This is a genomic window from Streptomyces sp. CA-251247, from assembly GCF_050952975.1.
Classification (GTDB): Bacteria; Actinomycetota; Actinomycetes; order Streptomycetales; family Streptomycetaceae; genus Streptomyces; species Streptomyces achmelvichensis.
In genome coordinates, this window is record NZ_CP191861.1 from 6,742,909 (window position 1) to 6,760,612 (window position 17,704).

Here is a 17,704-nt window from a genome sequence, read left to right on the forward strand (position 1 = left end):
GTCTCGTCCGGTGACACTCCCAGGGCCGGGACGCCGAAGGCCCTCGCCGTCCCGGAACTGCCGGGCCTGCGGGGGAGCAGAGGGTGTGCGCCCGGACGAGGGGGGCCGCCGCGACCGGTCGATCCGGTCGCGGCGGCCCCCCTCGGCGACACGTTCGTCACCCGCCCGCTCAGTCGCCGTCCCGGCTGATCGGCATCGGATTGGCCGTCAGACTCTTGGATTTCGGCCGGCCCGGTGGCGTCAGGAACAGGGCTATGAACGCGGCGAACAGCGAGATCGAACCGGCGAGGGTGAACGCCCCGCTGTGCCCCCAGTTGTGCACCACGACGGCACCCATGCCGGATCCCAGCAGCCCGGACACCAGCTTGGAGCTGTAGACCAGGCCGTAGTTGGAGGCGTTGTTGTTCTCGCCGAAGTAGTCCGCCGTCATCGCCGCGAACATCGGGAAGATGGCGCCTCCGCCGAACCCGGAGATGCTGGAGAAGATCAGGAACAGCGGCAGGTTCTCGATGTCGGCGGACCACAGGATCCCGTACTGCGACAGCCCGAGGACGACGCAGACGAAGATCAGACACCGCTTGCGGCCGTAGCGGTCGGACAGCCAGCCGATCACCCCCCGGCCGGTGCCGTTGACGATGGCCTTCAGTGACATGGCCGTTGCGACGATTCCGCCGGCGAAGCCGGCCTCCTTGCCGATGTCGACCTGGAAGGCGATGCCGAAGATGTTCACGCCCGAGGTGCACAGCAGGCAGAACCACATCAGCGCGACCCGCCCGGTCTGCCAGGCCTCCTTCGGGGTGTACTGCCGTACGGCGGGCGGGTTCATCGCCAGGGCGCGGCGGGCCCGGGGGTCGTCCGGCGGCCGCAGCGGGTCGACGTCGGCGGGCCACCAGTTCTTCGGCGGGTCCTGGAAGAAGTAGCCGGCCACGGCCACGGTCGCGGCCAGGAAGAGGCCGACCGAGACAAGCACCCAGCGGAAGTTCGTCAGGTCCATGTAGCCGGTGAAGAGGAAGACGAACGGCACGGAACCATAGGCGAAACCGCCGTTGACGAAGCCGGTCTTGCCTCCCTTGCGTTCCGGGTACCACTTGCCGACCATGTTCACGCAGGTCGCGTAGACCATGCCGGCGCCCATACCGCTGAACATGCCGAACCCGATGTACGCGACGATCACATGCGGCGCGAACGCGAGAGACACATACCCCAGCAGTGTGCCGACGGCGCCGAACATCATCGCCCAGCGGGCGGGCAGTCTGCCGCTCTCCCTGAGCTTTCCGGCGGGGAAGGCCACCGCCGCCTGGAAGAACACCCACACACCGAGCATCCAGAAGATGTGCCCGCTGTTCCAGCTGTGTGCGATGTGCAGTGTGTCCTCGGCCGACGCGAACGCGTACTCGGCCGAGCTGATGCCCATCATGCCGATCCACGGCAGGATGACCATCCACTTGCGCTTACGGCCCATGATGTCGATATCGGTCTCGCCGAGGCGGTACACGCGGCCGTTGCGGTCCGTCACCTCCCTGAAGGCGACGGGTGTCGAGATGTCGGTGGTAGTCACGATGGTTTGCACCCCTTGCGTCGAAAGAGCTGGCCAGCGCCCCCTGTCCAATACCTTTCGCACTCGCTTGGGAGGGGTCAGCTCATCGGCCGCCCCCCAACAGACCGGCCGCCCGGGCCCAGCGGTACTTCGCGCCGAGGGCCGCCACCGGCTTCTCGGTCGTGTAGGGGTACGCCACAACACCTCGCTCGAAGAGGTACTGGCACGCCTCCTCGACCTCGACATCACCGGCGAGCGATGCCACGACCGGCTTCTCGATGCCCCGGGCGCGGAACTCCTCGACCACTCGCGCCGTGAGTTCGGCGAACACCATCGGCGGAGTGACGATGGTGTGCCAGTAACCGAGGACGAGCGCGTGGATCCGCGGATCCTCGAGCCCCAGCCGGATGGTGGCCTCGTACGTCGACGGCGGCTCACCGCCTGTGATGTCGATCGGGTTCCCTGCCGCGCCGAACGGCGGGATGAACGCCTTGAAGGCCGCGTCCAGGTCGTCCGGGATCTCCATCAGTTGCAGGCCGTTGTCGACGATGGCGTCGGAGAGCAGCACACCCGAACCGCCGGCACCCGTGATGATCACGACGTTGTCGCCGGTCGGTGTCGGCAGCACCGGCAGCGCCCGCGCGTACTCCAGCATCTCGTTCAGCCCGGGAGCCCGGATCACACCGGACTGCCGCAGGATGTCGTCGTACACCGCGTCGTCACCCGCGAGGGCGCCGGTGTGCGAGCCGGCGGCTTTCGCGCCCGCCGCCGTACGGCCCGCCTTGAGGACCACGACCGGCTTCTTCGGCACGGTCGCCCGCGCGGCCTCGACGAAGGCCCGGCCGTCCTTGAGGTCCTCCAGGTGCATGGCGATGCAGTCGGTGTTGGGGTCCTCGCCGAACCAGGTGAGCAGGTCGTCCTCGTCGAGGTCGGACTTGTTCCCGAGCCCGACGATCGCGGACACGCCGGTCTTCGTGGTCCGGGCGAAGCCCAGGATCGCCATGCCGATACCGCCGGACTGGGAGGTCAGCGCCACCCCGCCCTTGACGTCGTACGGCGTGCAGAACGTGGCGCACAGGTCCTGCCAGGTGGAGTAGTAGCCGTAGATGTTGGGGCCCAGCAGGCGGATGCCGTGACGTTCCGCGATCTCCACGATCTCGGCCTGGAGCGCGTGTTCACCGGTCTCGGCGAACCCGGAAGGGATCAGCACGGCATTCGGGATGCCCTTGCGTCCGACCTCCTCGAGCGCGGACGCGACGAACTTCGCGGGGATCGCGAAAATCGCCACATCGGGCTCACCCGGCACGTCCATCACGCTCTTGTACGCCTTGCGGCCCTGGATGTCATCGGCCTTGGGGTTCACCGGATGGATTTCGCCCGAGAAACCGCCGTCGATCAGATTCCTCATGACCGAATTGCCGATCTTGCCCTGCTCGTTGGACGCGCCGATCACCGTCACCGACTGCGGCTTCATCAGCCGCCGCATCGACGTCAGGATCTCCTCGCGGCTGTACTTACGGCGCTCCACCGGCTGTTCGTCGGCGAGGATCACGCGGATGTCCGCGGCCACGGCCCCGTCCGGCGTCGCGATCACGGGGTTGAGGTCGACCTCCGCGATCTCCGGGAAGTCGCTGACCAGTTGGGACACCCGGCGGATCTGCTCCGCCAGTGCCCAGCGGTCCACCGCCGGCGCACCGCGCACACCCCGCAGGATCTCGGCCGCGCGGATCGAGTCCAGCATCGACGTCGCCTCGTCCGCCGTCACCGGCGCCAGCCGGAACGTGACGTCCTTCAGCACCTCCACCAGGACGCCGCCCAGCCCGAAGGCGACGACCTTGCCGAACGTCGGGTCGGTGACCGCGCCGACGATGACCTCCTGGCCCGGCGGCAGCAGTTGCTGCACCTGCACACCGTGGATGCGCGCGTCCGGCGCGTACGCCTTGGCGCTCTCCACGATCGTGCAGAAGGCCGCGCGCACCTCCGCCGCCCCCTGCACACCGACGATGACACCGCCGGCATCCGTCTTGTGCAGGATGTCGGGGGAGACGATCTTCAGGACCACCTTGCCGCCGAGCCGGTCCGCGTACAGCACTGCCTCGTCCACGTCCCGCGCCAGCGCCTCACCCGGCACGGCTATCCCGTACGCGTCGGCGACCGTCTTGCCCTCCGGCGCCGTGAGCGCGCTGCGCCCCTCGGCCCGTACGGTCTCGAGCAGCGCCCGGACCGCTTCCTTGCCCTCGTCGTGAGCCGTCGTCACTACTAGATCACTCCACTCGTCTTCAGCAGCCGCAGCTCCTCGTCGCCGAGGCCCAGCTCGCCGACGTACACCTCTTCGTTGTGCTCGCCGAGCAGCGGCGAGGTGACCACGTCCACCGGGGAGTCCGACAGCTTGAGCGGACTGCCGACCGTGGTGAACGAACCGCGCTGCGGGTGCGCCACCTCGACGACCATCTCGTTCGCGACCAGCGACGCGTCCTCGATGATTTCCTTGGTGGACAGAATCGGACCGCAGGGGATGTTGTGGGCGTTCAGCCGCTCCAGCACCTCCCACTTCGGAAGCGTCGAGGACCACTCCTCGATCAGCTGGAACATCTTCGACAGCTTCGGCAGCCGCGCCTCCGGCGTCGACCACTCCGGGTCCTCGGCCAGTTCCGGCCGTCCGATCAGCTCCGACATCGGCCGCCAGCCCACCGGCTGGACGATGACGTACACATAGTCGTTCGGGCCGCCGGGCGCGCACTTGACCGCCCAGCCGGGCTGTCCGCCGCCGGACGCGTTGCCGCTGCGCGGCACCTCGTCGGCCTCGGCCGTGTCCTGGGCGTTCGGGTACTCCGCCAGCGGACCGTGCGTGAGCCGCTGCTGGTCCCGCAGCTTCACCCGGCACAGGTTCAGCACGGCGTGCTGCATCGCGACGTTGACCCGCTGCCCGCGGCCGGTGGACTCGCGCTGGAACAGCGCGGCGAGGATGCCGGCGACCGCGTGGACGCCGGTGCCCGAGTCGCCGATCTGCGCGCCGGTCGCCAGCGGCGGACCCTCCTCGAAACCGGTGGTCGACATCGAGCCGCCCATGGCCTGCGCCACGACCTCGTACGCTTTGAAGTTGGTGTACGGCCCGTCGCCGAAGCCCTTGATCGAGGCGTAGACGATCCGCGGGTTGATCTCCCGGATCCTGTCCCAGGTGAACCCCATCCGGTCCACCGCTCCGGGGCCGAAGTTCTCCACCATCACATCGCTGCGCCTGATGAGCTCGGTGAGGATCTCCTTGCCGCGCTCCGTCTTGGTGTTGAGCGTGATGCTGCGCTTGTTGCAGTTGAGCATCGTGAAGTAGAGCGAGTCGACGTCCGGCAGGTCGCGGAGCTGCTTGCGGGTGATGTCGCCGCTCGGCGCTTCCAGCTTCACCACGTCGGCGCCGAGCCAGCCCAGCAGCTGGGTCGCCGAGGGACCGGACTGGACATGTGTCATGTCGAGGACGCGCACGCCCTCAAGAGCCTTGGTCATGAGGGGGCTCCTCTACTTGTACATGGTCTGGTTCATGGTTCCGGGGGCGTACGCGTCGGGGTCGACCCAGACATTGATCAGCGACGGCAGCCCGGACTCACGGGCGCGGCGCAGCGCCGGCGCGATGTCGGCCGGGTCGCGGACCTCTTCGCCGTAACCGCCGAGCATCTGGGCGAACTTGTCGTAGTGGACGTCGCCGAGGGTGTTGCCGACCCGCTCGCGCTCCAGTCCGTACTTCTGCGCCTGTCCGTAGCGGATCTGGTTCATCGAGGAGTTGTTGCCGACGATCCCGACGAAGGGCAGGTTGTAGCGGACGAGGGTCTCGAAGTCCCAGCCGGTGAGCGAGAACGCGCCGTCGCCGAAGAGCGCCACGACTTCCTTGTCGGGCCGTGCCTTCTTGGCCGCCAGCACGAACGGGACACCGACACCGAGCGTGCCGAGCGGCCCCGGGTCCATCCAGTGGCCGGGCGACTTGGGCTGCACGACCTGCCCGGAGAAGGTGACGATGTCGCCGCCGTCGCCGATGTAGATCGAGTCCTCGGTGAGGAAGTCGTTGATCTCGCTGACCAGTCGGTACGGGTGGATGGGGGAGGCGTCCGACTTCAGCTGGGGCAGCCGCTTCTCGAGCGCGGACTGCTCGGCCGCGCGCAGTTCCTCCAGCCAGGCCTTGCGCTTGACCGCGCCGCCGTTGAGCCGTCCCGTGACCGATTCGGCGACGGACTTCAGGATCTGTCCCGCGTCGCCCACGATGCCGAGGTCGATGTCCCGGTTCTTGCCGACCGTGCGGTAGTCCAGGTCGATCTGCACGACCGTCGCGTTCGGCGAGAGCCGCTTCCCGTACCCCATGCGGAAGTCGAAGGGCGTGCCGACGATGACGATGACATCGGCGTTGGAGAACGCGTACCGCCGTGACAGCTGGAAGTGGTGCGGGTCCCCGGGCGGCAGCGTTCCGCGGCCGGCGCCGTTCATATAGGCGGGCACATTGAGGGTGCGGACGAGCTCGACGGCCGCGTCGGTGGCGCGCGTCGTCCACACCTGGCTGCCCAGGAGAATCGCCGGCTTCTCCGCGTGCACCAGCAGATCGGCGAGCTTCTCCACCGCCTCGGGGTCACCGGCCTGGCGCGTCGAGGCCCGGTACTGCCCGGCCTTGGGCACCCGGGCCTTCTCCACCGGCACCTGGGCGTCCAGCACATCGCGCGGTATCTCCAGGAAGGAGGGGCCCGGCGCTCCGTGGAAGCACTCGCGGAAGGCCATCGAGACCATGTCGGCCGCACGCGCCGTGTCCGGCACGGTCGCGGCGAACTTGGTGATCGGCGTCATCATGTCGACGTGCGGCAGGTCCTGGAGCGAGCCCATCTTGTGCTGGGTGTGCGCCCCCTGACCGCCGATGAGCAGCATGGGGGACTCGGCGCGGAAGGCGTTGGCGACACCGGTGACCGCGTCGGTGGTGCCGGGGCCGGCCGTCACCACGGCGCAGCCGGGCTTGCCCGTGATGCGGGCGTACCCGTCGGCGGCGTGCGCGGCCACCTGTTCATGGCGTACGTCGACGACTTCGATGCCCTCGTCGACACAGCCGTCGTAGATGTCGATGATGTGGCCGCCGCACAGCGTGTAGATGACCTCGACGCCCTCGGCCTTGAGGGCCTTGGCGACCAGATGACCACCTGAGATGAGTTCCGGGTTGTTGCCGCTGTTGTCATCGGGCATGGCGAAGTCCTGTCCCTTCGTAGGGGAGTCGGTCGGCGTCCCAGTACATTGCATACAGTCGACGAATACTGTATGAAGCTTGTTATCCCGCATCCGGTGGGTGGTGTCCAGGGGGCGTGCGGCACTTTCACTCGTGAAATCGATGCAGTAGGGGTTGGCATGGATCTGTACGAGCACCAAGCAAGGGATCTCTTCGCGGACTACGGCATCCCGGTGCCGGATGCCGAAACAGCGGACACGGCGCGCGAGGCACGAGAGGCCGCCGAACGGCTCGGCGGCCGGGTCGTCGTGAAGGCCCAGGTGAAGACCGGCGGCCGCGGGAAGGCGGGCGGTGTCAAGCTCGCTGCCGACGCGGCCGCGGCAGAGGTGACGGCCCGCCAGATCCTCGGCATGGACATCAAGGGCCACACCGTCCGCACGGTGATGCTGGCCCAACCCGTCGACATCGACGCCGAGTTCTACGTCTCCTACGTCCTCGACCGCGCGGCCGGCACCTTCCTCGCCATCGCGTCCGCCGAAGGCGGCATGGACATCGAGGAGGTCGCCGCCACCCGGCCCGAGGCCGTCGCCCGTATCCCCGTCGATCCCGAGCGAGGAGTCACCGCGGCCAAGGCCGCCGAGATCGCCGCGGCCGCCGGACTGCCTGCCGAGACCGCACCCGTCCTGACGAGTCTGTGGCAGGTCCTCGTCCGCGAGGACGCCCTCCTCGTCGAGGTCAACCCCCTCGTACGGACCACCGACGGCACGATCCTCGCCCTCGACGGCAAGGTCACCCTGGACGACAACGCCCGCTTCCGGCAGGCCCGTTGGGGTGCGTCCGAAGACGATCCGCACGGCGACCCGCTGGAGGCCGCCGCAGCGGCCAAGGGCCTCAACTACGTCAAACTCGACGGCGAGGTCGGCATCATCGGCAACGGCGCGGGCCTCGTCATGTCCACCCTCGACGTCGTCGCCGGCTGCGGCGCCCGGCCCGCCAACTTCCTCGACATCGGCGGCGGTGCGTCCGCCCAGGTCATGGCCGACGGCCTGTCCGTGATCCTGTCCGACCGGGCCGTGAGCAGCGTCCTGGTCAATGTCTTCGGCGGAATCACCGCCTGCGACGCCGTCGCCGACGGCATCGTCCAGGCCCTGGAGACGGTGACCCTCACCAAGCCGCTCGTCGTGCGGCTCGACGGCAACAACGCCGCCCGCGGCCGCGCCATCCTCGACGACCGGGCCCATCCCCTCGTCCAGCAGGCCACCACCATGGACGACGCCGCCCAGCAGGCTGCCGACCTCGCCAACGCGCACTGAGAGGAAACGACATGGCCATCTTCCTCACCAAGGAGAGCAAGGTCCTCGTCCAGGGCATGACCGGGTCAGAGGGCATGAAGCACACTCGCCGCATGCTGGCGTCCGGCACCGACATCGTGGCCGGCGTCAACCCCCGCAAGGCCGGTACCGTCGTCGACTTCGACGACCGTGCCGTCCCCGTGCACGGCACCGTGCGCCAGGCCGTCGAGGCCACCGGCGCCGATGTCAGCGTCGTGTTCGTGCCGCCGCCGTTCGCCAAGGCGGCCGTGATCGAGGCAGCCGACGCCGGGATCGCCCTCGTCGTGGTCATCACCGAAGGCATCCCCGTGCACGACTCGGTCGCCTTCCACGCCTACGCCAGGCAGCGCGGCACCCGCGTGGTCGGCCCCAACTGCCCCGGACTCATCAGCCCCGGACAGTCCAACGCCGGCATCATCCCCGCCGACATCGCCACCGAGCCGGGCCGCATCGGACTCGTCTCCAAGTCCGGCACCCTCACCTACCAACTCATGTACGAACTGCGGGACATCGGCTTCTCCTCCGCGGTCGGCATCGGTGGCGACCCCGTCGTCGGCACCACCCACATCGACTGCCTGGCCGCTTTCGAGAACGACCCGGACACCGAACTGATCGTGCTCATCGGGGAGATCGGCGGAGACGCGGAGGAGCGAGCCGCCGCGTACATCGCCGAGCACGTCACCAAGCCCGTCGTCGGCTACATCGCCGGCTTCACCGCGCCGGAGGGCAAGACGATGGGGCATGCGGGCGCCATCGTCTCCGGCTCCTCGGGCACCGCGCTCGCCAAGAAGCAGGCACTCGAAGCCGCCGGCGTACGCGTCGGAGCCACCCCGACCGAGACCTCACGGCTCGTCATCGACCGCCTCGAACAGTCTCGTTGAGGCCCTTGGCGACGGCCCCGTCTGCCGAGGCCGTCGACACCCAGGTCACCGAGGCCGCGTGTGTGCCACCGCACGCGGCCGCCTGCCCGGCCCCTCCCGCCCCCTTCCGAGCGGAGACCACCCTCATGGCACCCACCCTCACCGCACCCACTCCCGCCCCCGCACTCGCCCTGAAGCCCGGCACCGCCTGGTCGGACGCCTGGCAGCGCTGCCTGACCACCGCCCCCGAGGCCTTCCGGGACGACCGGGTGCTGAACCTCTGGGCCGCCGGCTGGAAGCACGACGGCAACCCGCTGCCCGCCACCAGCCCGGTGGACGGCAGCCCGATCACCGGCCCACCGCGGCTCGACGCGGTGACGGCCCAGCAGGCGGTGCGAGCCTCGCTGGACCAGCACCGCGCCTGGCGCCATGTTCCGGTCGCCGAACGCCGGGCCAGGGTCTCGGCCGCTCTCGACGCGCTGACCGAACACCGTGAACTGCTCGCCCTGCTGCTGGTCTGGGAGATCGGCAAGCCGTGGCGGCTCGCGCAGGCCGACGTCGACCGGGCGATCGACGGAGTGCGCTGGTACGTCGACGGCATCGAACCCATGCTGACCGGCCGCAGCCCGCTCGCCGGCCCGGTCTCCAACATCGCCAGCTGGAACTACCCGATGTCCGTCCTCGTCCACGCCATGCTCGTCCAGGCCCTGGCCGGCAACGCGGTCATCGCGAAGACCCCGACCGACGGCGGACTCGCCTGCCTCACCCTGGCCTCGGCGCTCGCCGCCCGGGAAGGGCTCCCCATCACCCTGGTCAGCGGCAGCGGCGGCCAGCTCTCGGAAGCACTCGTGCGCGCACCGGAGATCGGCTGCGTCTCCTTCGTCGGCGGCCGCGACACCGGCGCCGACATCGCCACCGCCGTCGCCGACCTCGGCAAGCGCCACATCCTCGAACAGGAGGGCCTCAACACCTGGGGCATCTGGAACCACAGCGACTGGGACGCCCTCACCGCGGTCGTCCCGAAACTCTTCGACTACGGCAAGCAACGCTGCACCGCCTACCCGCGGTTCGTGGTCCAGCGGGAGCTGTTCGCGGACTTCCTGGCGGCCTACCTCCCCGCCGTACGCTCCATCCGTACGGGCCACCCCCTGGCCGTGGAGAACCCGTCGGACCCGCTGCCCCAACTGGACTTCGGTCCGCTGATCAACGCGGCCAAGGCCAAGGAACTCGGTGACCAGGTGACCGAGGCCATCGGGCGGGGTGCCGTGCCGCTGCACCGCGGAACGCTCGACGAGGGTGCGTTCCTGCCCGGCCAGGACACCTCCGCCTATCTGCCCCCGGTCACCCTTCTGGGGCCGCCGCGCTCCTCCCCGCTCCACCACGCCGAACCCTTCGGCCCGGTCGACACGATCGTCCTGGTTGACACCGAGGCGGAGCTGCTCGCGGCGATGAACGCCTCCAACGGCGCGCTGGTCGCCACCCTGTCGACCGACGACCCGCAGACCTTCGACCGTCTGGCCCCGCAGATCCGGGCGTTCAAGACCGGCCATGGAAAGCCCCGTTCGCGGGGCGACCGCGACGAACTGTTCGGCGGTTTCGGCGGCTCCTGGCGGGGCGCCTTCGTCGGCGGCGAGCTGCTCGTCAGGGCGGTCACCGACGGTCCGGCGGGGGAGCGGCTGCCGGGCAACTTCCCCGACCACCACTTGATGCCCTGACCGTTTCCCGTACGCCCCTGGGCCGTGAGGCCGTGAGTGTCCCTAAGGGCTGTCCCGTAATCCCCGGCGGGCGCACGACGACAGCTACGGCCCCTCGCTGCGTTGTCGGATCGCCCGAATACGCCCAGTATGAGGACGACCCTTCGCCTTGCGATGCACCGCATCTGACGCCGCGCGCTGATCCACCGGGGATTACGGGACAGCCCTTAGCCGATCCCCTGGCGGTCGGGCCGGAGTGCGAACTCCCGCTCGGCCGCCTCGGGAACGGCCCGTGCCACCGCCTGCGCCATCAGCTCGCGATGCCGCAGCAGCGGCTCCCTGCGCTCGGCGGACGTGAGCAGCATCAGATCGTCGAGGGCGGCCATCAGCCGCCGGGTGACCTGCGGGCTGCCGATGGACGCGCCACGGATCTCGGCCAGCCCCAGATCCACCAGATCGGTCCAGCCGGGCACCTCCTGCACCAACCGCACCGCACCCTTGGCATCGCGGTGGTACGCCCTTCCGAGCGGCTGGCGCGCCATGGTGGAGAGCAGCAGGACGATCCGGTCCAGACACTGCACGGCCGTCGTCGGGTCGTTCACCGCCGGCGACAGCGCACGCAACGCGATGTCCGAGAGCTGCCGCAGCCCGAAACCGATGTCCTGAGACGTCGCGCGCTCCGTCCCGACGGATGCCGTGAGCCCCACGGCCTTCAGCTCCCTGCCCGCTTCACCGTGCACGGCCAGCACGGGAGTCCCGGGAACGACGTAGTCGCCGACCCGCGGAATGAGGCGCAGGACGATCCCGTTCCGCCGGGCGACCCGGACGAGCCACGCCACGTTCACATCCCTCAGCACACCGGGCCGCCCGTGATACGAGATGCGGGCACTCTCGGCGGGAATGTCGACGGCGTCCTTCCCCCCGGTCGGCTGCCGCAACACCTCCCGCAACGACTCCCGCGCGATGCGGTCGGCCACCGGCCCCACCTGCATCAGGCGCAGTGTCGAACTCACGTACGCGATGAAGAGCACCAGGCTCACCCCCACCAGGAACAGGGTCAACGCGCTCTGGACGAACGGGACGGACTTCACGAGCTTGGGATCGGACTCGCTCTCGTACGACGTCAGCACGAGCAACGAGAACAGGAACGTCCCCAGGAACACCGTGAGCGTCGCCTTGCTGATCCGGCTCCGCACAAAGATCCGCACGACGCGGGGAGTGAGCTGACCGCTCGCCATCTGCACGGCGACCAGCGAAATACTGAACACGACACCGATGAAGGTCATCATCGCGGAACTGATGGTCGTGACGATGGTCTGCAGTTCGTCGGTGATCGACGTGAAGTCGGCCACCACCTCGAACTCCCCGGCGTCCTGGAGATAGCGGACGAGCGCGAAGTCCAACTCCGATACGCCCACCCACAGGGCGACGGAGCCGATCAGTCCCAGGGTGGGGGCAAACCATAGGGTGTCACGGAGATGCTCGCGCAGGGGTGCGAGGAAGCGGGGGCGCCGGTAACTGGTGCGATCATTCACGAAGCCGAAGGTAGCGTCACGAAGAGCGGTCGTGCGGATACACGCTGTGCGAGGGCGAGGCACTCTCGGCGGCGTCGAAAAAACTTCCGGCGAGGTTTGAACACCACGGAGCTCGCGCGCGTATAGAGCGCAGCGCTTCTTATCAACCGGTCCAGCAGTGAAGCCCTGGGAGTTCCCGTGAGACGCATGACGCGAAGACGTCCAAAAGGTGCACAGCGCGCGACTGTCGCCGCCGTGGCACTGATTCTGGGAGGGGGCGGCCTCATCGGGTTCGGATCCTTCGCCTCTGCCGGTGAAGGAAGCTCGTCCGGCCAGGACGGGACGCTGAGCGCCGGCGCCTCCACCATCGAGTGTCCCGAGGTCGCCAACGCACTGCCGGGTGTTCCGGTCGAGGCGCGGACCGAGGTCGACCGCGAACTGGCCCTGATGGACAGCCAGATCACCGAGGCGTACGCGAAGTTCGCTGATCAGAAGGAACAGATTCAGCGTGATCCGCAGTTGGCGGAGAACGCGATTCTCAATCCCTTGAAGGACAAGCGTCAGGCGAGCATCGACCGGATCGCGACGGCGATCGGCCGAGGCGGCGAGAAGCCGCAGGGCATGGACGAACTCGCTCCCTGTTCGCTGCGTGACGACGGCAACGACCAGAACCAGGGAGACAACCAGGACGGCAACCAGGACCAGGGCCAGGACGGCGGTCAGGACCAGGGCGGGAACAACCAGGGTCAGGACAACGGCGGGCAGGACCAGGGTCAGGACAACGGCGGTCAGGACGGTGGCCAGGACAACGGCGGCCAGGTCGGCAACGGGCCCGAGGAAAGCGACTTCGCCGACATCCAGTCCATCCAGCCGAACGTCAAGGCGCCGCAGGCGGGCAATGACGCCTCGACCGGCGCTTTCGCCACCGACTGCGGGGTGAACGAGAACGGCAAGTTCAACCCGGACAACGTCATCGTCGCCCCCGGTGTCGCCAATGGCGCGCACCATATGCACGACTACGTCGGAAACCAGGCGAACGACGCTTTCGCGAGCGACGACGATCTCGCCAATGGCGACACCACCTGCCAGAACCAGGGTGACAAGTCGACCTATTACTGGCCGGTGCTGCGTCTGCAGAACGGTCAGAACGAGAACGACGCCAATGCGGACGGCGGCGGCAAGGACCAGAACATCGGTGAGATCCAGCGGCCTTCCGAGGTGACGCTGAACTTCGTCGGCAGCCCGGTCGGCAAGGTCACCGCGATGCCGCGGTTCCTGCGCATCATCACCGGTGACGCCAAGGCACTGACCAACGGTGACAAGAATGCCAACGCCTCCTGGAGCTGCACCGGATTCGAGGACCGTCAGCTGAGGGACAAGTACCCGATCTGCCCCGAGGGCAGCAAGGTCGTGCGCTCCTTCAAGTTCCAGAGCTGCTGGGACGGTCAGAACATCGACAGCGCCAATCACCGCACGCATGTCTCGTTCGCGAACGAGAACGGCGAGTGCGCTGACGGCTTCCGGGCGATTCCCCAGCTGGTGCAGCGGATCGTCTACGACGTCCCGCCGGGCCCCGGCTTCGCCCTCGACTCCTTCCCCGAGCAGCTGCACAAGCCGATCACGGACCACGGCGACTTCATCAACGTCTTCGACGAGAAGCTGATGAACGATCTCGTCGACTGCATCAACAACGGCCAGAAGTGCGGTCCGGGCGAGGTGGCCCCGAAGCCGGACGAGACGAAGGCCCCCGAGCCGGACGAGACGAAGGCCCCCGAGCCGGACGAGTCGCAGGCACCCGAGCCCAGCAATTCGGTCGAAGCGCCTCCGGCTCCCGAGGAGACGGACAAGCCGGACGAGGGCGGCGCCGCCCCGAAGCCCGACGACACGACCGGCCCCGACGAGACGCCCGCCGCGCCGAGCAAGCCGGCAGAGGAGAACGAGGAGCAGCAGCAGCCCGCGAGGACGCCCCCGCCCGGCGAGACCGCCCCGGGAGCAGCAGAGCCCGAGGCCGGCGTGCCCGCGGAGCCGAAGCAGCAGGTTCTGAAGGCGGCCACCCAGGAAGTAACCCCGCCGAGGGCGTACAACACCCCGGCCCAGGCCGCCAATGCGGCGGCCCCGCAGGGCGGCCTCGCCGACACGGGCGCCCGCATGTGGCCGCTCGCGGCCGGCGCGCTCCTGCTGGTCGCCGGAGTCGTGCTCCTGCGGGTACGCGGCAGAGGAGGAAACGCACGTCACCTCTGAGCCCCGACGCGGCGGGCTGATCAGGCGGTCCGCCCCGAGGAGCTGAAGGACACCGGCTCGCACCACCGTGAGGTGGTGCGAGCCGGTGCGCGTTGAACCGGGAAGCGCCGGCCCGCACGGCGAACCGCCCCTGCTCACACCGTGAAGCGGTGGCTCCCCGACCCCACGTCGAACACCGCACAGCCGTCCTCCACCCGCAACAGCTTCCCCGCCGTGTGCCGCACACGGGCGGGGTCGTTCGTCGGGATCCACACCTCCGCCGTGGTGTTGGGCGGCACGCTGCATGACAGCGTGAAGCCGCCAGGGCGCTGCTGCCAGTCCGTCGAGACCGGGCCGTAGAGCGAGGCGAACGTCGCCCGGGCGGAGGTGACCTCGCCGCCCGGGCGGGGGCGGACGACGATCTGCCGGTAGCCGGCCCGGCCCGGGGCGATGCCGGCGATGTTGGCATACATCCACTCGCCCACGGAGCCGTACGCGTAGTGGTTGAAGGAGTTCATCTCCGGGGTCTGGAAGCCGCCGTCCGGCTTGATGGAGTCCCAGCGTTCCCACATGGTCGTCGCGCCCTTGTCGATCTGGTAGCCCCAGCTGGGGAAGGTGCGCTGGTGCAGCAGGCGGTGGGCGACATCGGTGTGGCCCGTGTCGGTGAGGACGGGCAGCAGCCGCGGTGTGCCGAGGAAGCCGGTCGACAGGTGCCAGTCCTTCGCCCGGATGAGGCCGACCAGGCGGTCGGCCGCCGCCGTGCGCAGGGCGTCCGGCATGAGGTTCATGGACAGGGCGAGGACGTATGCCGTCTGTGTGTCGCCCTTCACCTTGCCGTCCGGTGCGACGTACGCGGTCCGGAACGCCGTGCGTATGCGGGCGAAGAGGTCGGCGTAGGGCGCCGGATCCTTGCCGAGTTCCGTCGCGAACCGGGCCGCGAGGTCGGCACTGTGCGCGAAGTAGGCGGTCGCGATCACGTCCTTGGGCGTCTCGTCCGACACGTTCAGCCAGTCGCCGTATCCGGCCGCCGGCCGCAGCAGTCCGTTGCTGTGCTTCTCCAGATGGCCCAGCCACGCCTGCACGGACGGCCATGCGTCCGCGAGGACCTGCCGGTCGCCGTATGCCTGGTACAGCGCCCAGGGGACGGTGACACCGGCGTCTCCCCAGCCCGCGACGCCGTTGCCGACCGTGCCGACCATCGGTGCCACATCCGTGAACGCGCCGTCTGGTGTCTGTGCGTCACGCAGGTCGACCAGCCACTTGGTGAGGAAGCGGGCCGACTCCATCGTGTAGGCGGCCGTGGGGGCGAAGACGTTGATGTCACCCGTCCACCCCAACCGCTCGTCGCGGGCGGGTGTGTCCGTCGGGACGGAGAGGAAGTTGCCCCGCAGCCCCCAACCGATGTTGTTGTGCAGCGTGTTGAGCAGCGGGACATTGGTCTCGAAGTCGAAGGTGAACGGTGCGGAGGTGTGCATCACCCGACCGGTCACCGCGGTGGCCGACGGCTTGCCGGGGAAGCCGGTCACCTCGACATAGCGGAAGCCGTGGAAGGTGAAGCGCGGCTCGTACGTCTCCTCACCACGCCCCTTGAGGATGTACGTGTCCGTCGCGGCGGCCGACCGCAGATTCGCGGTGTAGAGGGTGCCGTCGGGGTTGAGGACCTCCGCGTGCCGCAACCGCACCGTGGTACCCGCCTCGCCGGACACGCGCAGCCGCACGGACCCGACCATGTTCTGCCCCAGGTCGAACACGTGGACGCCCGGTGCGGGCTCGGTGACCTTCCTGGCGGCGAGCTCCTTCGTGACGCGTACGGGACCGTCCACCTGAGCGACGATCTGCTCCGGGACGTCGTCGTCGGCTGCGCCGCGAACCGCGTGCCACGACCCGTCGTCGTAACCGGGTGAGGTCCACCCGGCCGTCTCCTTCCGCGCGTCGTACGACTCGCCCGACAGCAGATCGGCAGAAGTGATGGGACCGGACGTGGCACGCCAGTCGGGCCCCGAGGTGATGCGCTCGCTGGTCCCGTCGGCGTAGTCGATGTCCAACTGGACGAGGAGAGCCGGGCGTTCGCCGTACTGATGCGGGCCGAACATGCCGACATTGCCCGCGTACCAGCCGGGCGCCACATAGGCGGCGAGGGCGTTGGCGCCCGGGCGGACCGAGCCGGTGACATCGAAGGTCTGGTACTGCACGCGCTTGCGGTAGTCGGTCCACCCCGGGGCGAGCTGGTCGCGTCCCACGCGACGGCCGTTGAGATGCGCCTCGTACAGGCCGAGAGCCGTGGCATACAGACGGGCGCGGCTCACTTTCTTGCGCGGCAGCCGGAACTCGTGGCGCAGTTGGTTGGCTGCGAAAACGGCCGGCACGACGCGGCCCCAGGGCCCGGCCCCCCACCCGGCGACTTCCTTCGCCGCCTGCCACGCGCTGTCGTCGAAGGCAGGCTCGCGCCAGCCGTCGGCGGGCCTGTGGTCCGTGGATTTCCACGCTGCGTCGGTGAAGACCTTCTTCTCACCGGAGGCCGTGGTGAGGACCAGCACGCCGATCAGACCGGCCGGCCCCACCGTGGCGTTCACGGCGGAGACCGCGAGCGTGTTGGCGCCGGACCGGATGTGGCCGAGGACATCGATGACGGCCGGGCGGCGCCAGCCCTCGTTGTCCGTCTCCAGGTCGGTGTGCGCCAGTTCGGCGCCGTTGAGGGAGACGGCGTACACGTTGTCCGCCGTGATGGCCAGTGTGGCCGCGGTGATGCCGGCCGGAAGGTCGACGGTACGGCGGAACCACCGGGTCGCCGCCGGAGCGCTGCTCGCCGGATCGCCCTCGGGGAACCAGATCCACGAACCGCCCTCCAGGGACGGCGCATCCGTGAGCGCGGAGGGAGCGGAGATCCACGTCGCCGACCACGGGGACGCGCCCATCAGGCCGGTCTCCCACCACGAGGGCGCGCTCCACCGGGAGGCACCGCCGTCGGCGTCCCACACCCGCACCGACCAGAAGTAGCGTGTGCGGGCTTCGAGCGGGGGACCGGCGTACGGGACGAGGACGGATGCGTCCGAGACGACCTTGCCGCTGTCCCACACGTCCGGGTGGGACAGGCCGGCGGCGCTCGTCGCGACCCGCACGTGGTACGCGCTCTGCCGCTGCCCCGGCCTGGCCGAGACCATCGGCCAGCTCAGGCGCGGGCGGGCGGCGTCGAGCCCCAGCGGTTGCCGGACGTACTCCACCGTCGGGGAGACGATCTGCAAGGCGCTCCTGCCCGCACGTCCCGCGGCGGGCGGGGGACCGGCCACGGCCGGTCCGGCTCCGGCGGCCACGGCTCCCGCGGTGGCGACGGCGCTCGCGAGGATGTTCCTTCTACTGATCACA

The 17,704-nt window shown here is 69.2% G+C and carries 10 protein-coding genes; 4 read left to right on the plus strand and 6 right to left on the minus strand.

Features of this window, described 5'->3' with window-relative positions:
- Positions 1-169: 169 nt before the first annotated feature.
- From ACQPWZ_RS30020 to ACQPWZ_RS30035, 4 genes are all read right to left on the minus strand, one after another.
- A complete protein-coding gene (locus ACQPWZ_RS30020; RefSeq protein WP_433572885.1) occupies positions 170-1,558 on the minus strand; it encodes an OFA family MFS transporter in 1,389 nt (462 codons plus the stop codon).
- Positions 1,559-1,640: 82 nt separating this feature from the next.
- A complete protein-coding gene (locus ACQPWZ_RS30025; protein WP_433572886.1) occupies positions 1,641-3,794 on the minus strand; it encodes an acetate--CoA ligase family protein in 2,154 nt (717 codons plus the stop codon).
- Between the two features lie 2 nt (positions 3,795-3,796).
- Entirely contained in the window at positions 3,797-5,035 is a 1,239-nt protein-coding gene (gene frc, locus ACQPWZ_RS30030; protein ID WP_340476394.1) for a formyl-CoA transferase, read from the minus strand.
- Between the two features lie 12 nt (positions 5,036-5,047).
- Positions 5,048-6,742 carry a thiamine pyrophosphate-binding protein gene (locus ACQPWZ_RS30035; protein ID WP_356703858.1) on the minus strand — a complete coding sequence of 565 codons (1,695 nt, stop codon included), beginning with the start codon at positions 6,740-6,742 and terminating at the stop codon, positions 5,048-5,050.
- Between the two features lie 159 nt (positions 6,743-6,901).
- Here ACQPWZ_RS30035 and sucC point away from each other — a divergent pair, with 159 nt between their 5' ends.
- The 3 genes from sucC to ACQPWZ_RS30050 all read left to right on the plus strand — a co-directional run bounded on the left by sucC (position 6,902) and on the right by ACQPWZ_RS30050 (position 10,628).
- Positions 6,902-8,035, plus strand: coding sequence for an ADP-forming succinate--CoA ligase subunit beta (sucC, locus tag ACQPWZ_RS30040; RefSeq protein ID WP_340476395.1), 1,134 nt, complete (start codon positions 6,902-6,904; stop codon positions 8,033-8,035).
- Positions 8,036-8,046: 11 nt separating this feature from the next.
- On the plus strand, positions 8,047-8,934 hold the full coding sequence (gene sucD, locus ACQPWZ_RS30045) for a succinate--CoA ligase subunit alpha (RefSeq protein WP_327678558.1): 888 nt from the start codon (positions 8,047-8,049) through the stop codon (positions 8,932-8,934).
- 125 nt (positions 8,935-9,059) lie between these two features.
- Positions 9,060-10,628 (plus strand): aldehyde dehydrogenase family protein, encoded by a 1,569-nt coding sequence (locus tag ACQPWZ_RS30050; RefSeq protein ID WP_433572887.1) that lies wholly within the window; start codon positions 9,060-9,062, stop codon positions 10,626-10,628.
- A gap of 206 nt (positions 10,629-10,834) precedes the next feature.
- Here ACQPWZ_RS30050 and ACQPWZ_RS30055 read toward each other — a convergent pair whose 3' ends face one another.
- The gene (locus tag ACQPWZ_RS30055; protein ID WP_433572888.1) at positions 10,835-12,142 is read right to left on the minus strand and encodes a DUF2254 domain-containing protein; all 1,308 of its coding nucleotides are present in this window, start codon (positions 12,140-12,142) and stop codon (positions 10,835-10,837) included.
- Between the two features lie 234 nt (positions 12,143-12,376).
- On the opposite strand from ACQPWZ_RS30055, the gene ACQPWZ_RS30060 reads away from it, so the two are divergent.
- Positions 12,377-14,362 (plus strand): DUF1996 domain-containing protein, encoded by a 1,986-nt coding sequence (locus ACQPWZ_RS30060; protein WP_433572889.1) that lies wholly within the window; start codon positions 12,377-12,379, stop codon positions 14,360-14,362.
- A 134-nt stretch (positions 14,363-14,496) separates the two neighbouring features.
- Here ACQPWZ_RS30060 and ACQPWZ_RS30065 read toward each other — a convergent pair whose 3' ends face one another.
- Positions 14,497-17,703 (minus strand): alpha-L-rhamnosidase, encoded by a 3,207-nt coding sequence (locus ACQPWZ_RS30065; protein ID WP_433572890.1) that lies wholly within the window; start codon positions 17,701-17,703, stop codon positions 14,497-14,499.
- Position 17,704: the final 1 nt, after the last annotated feature.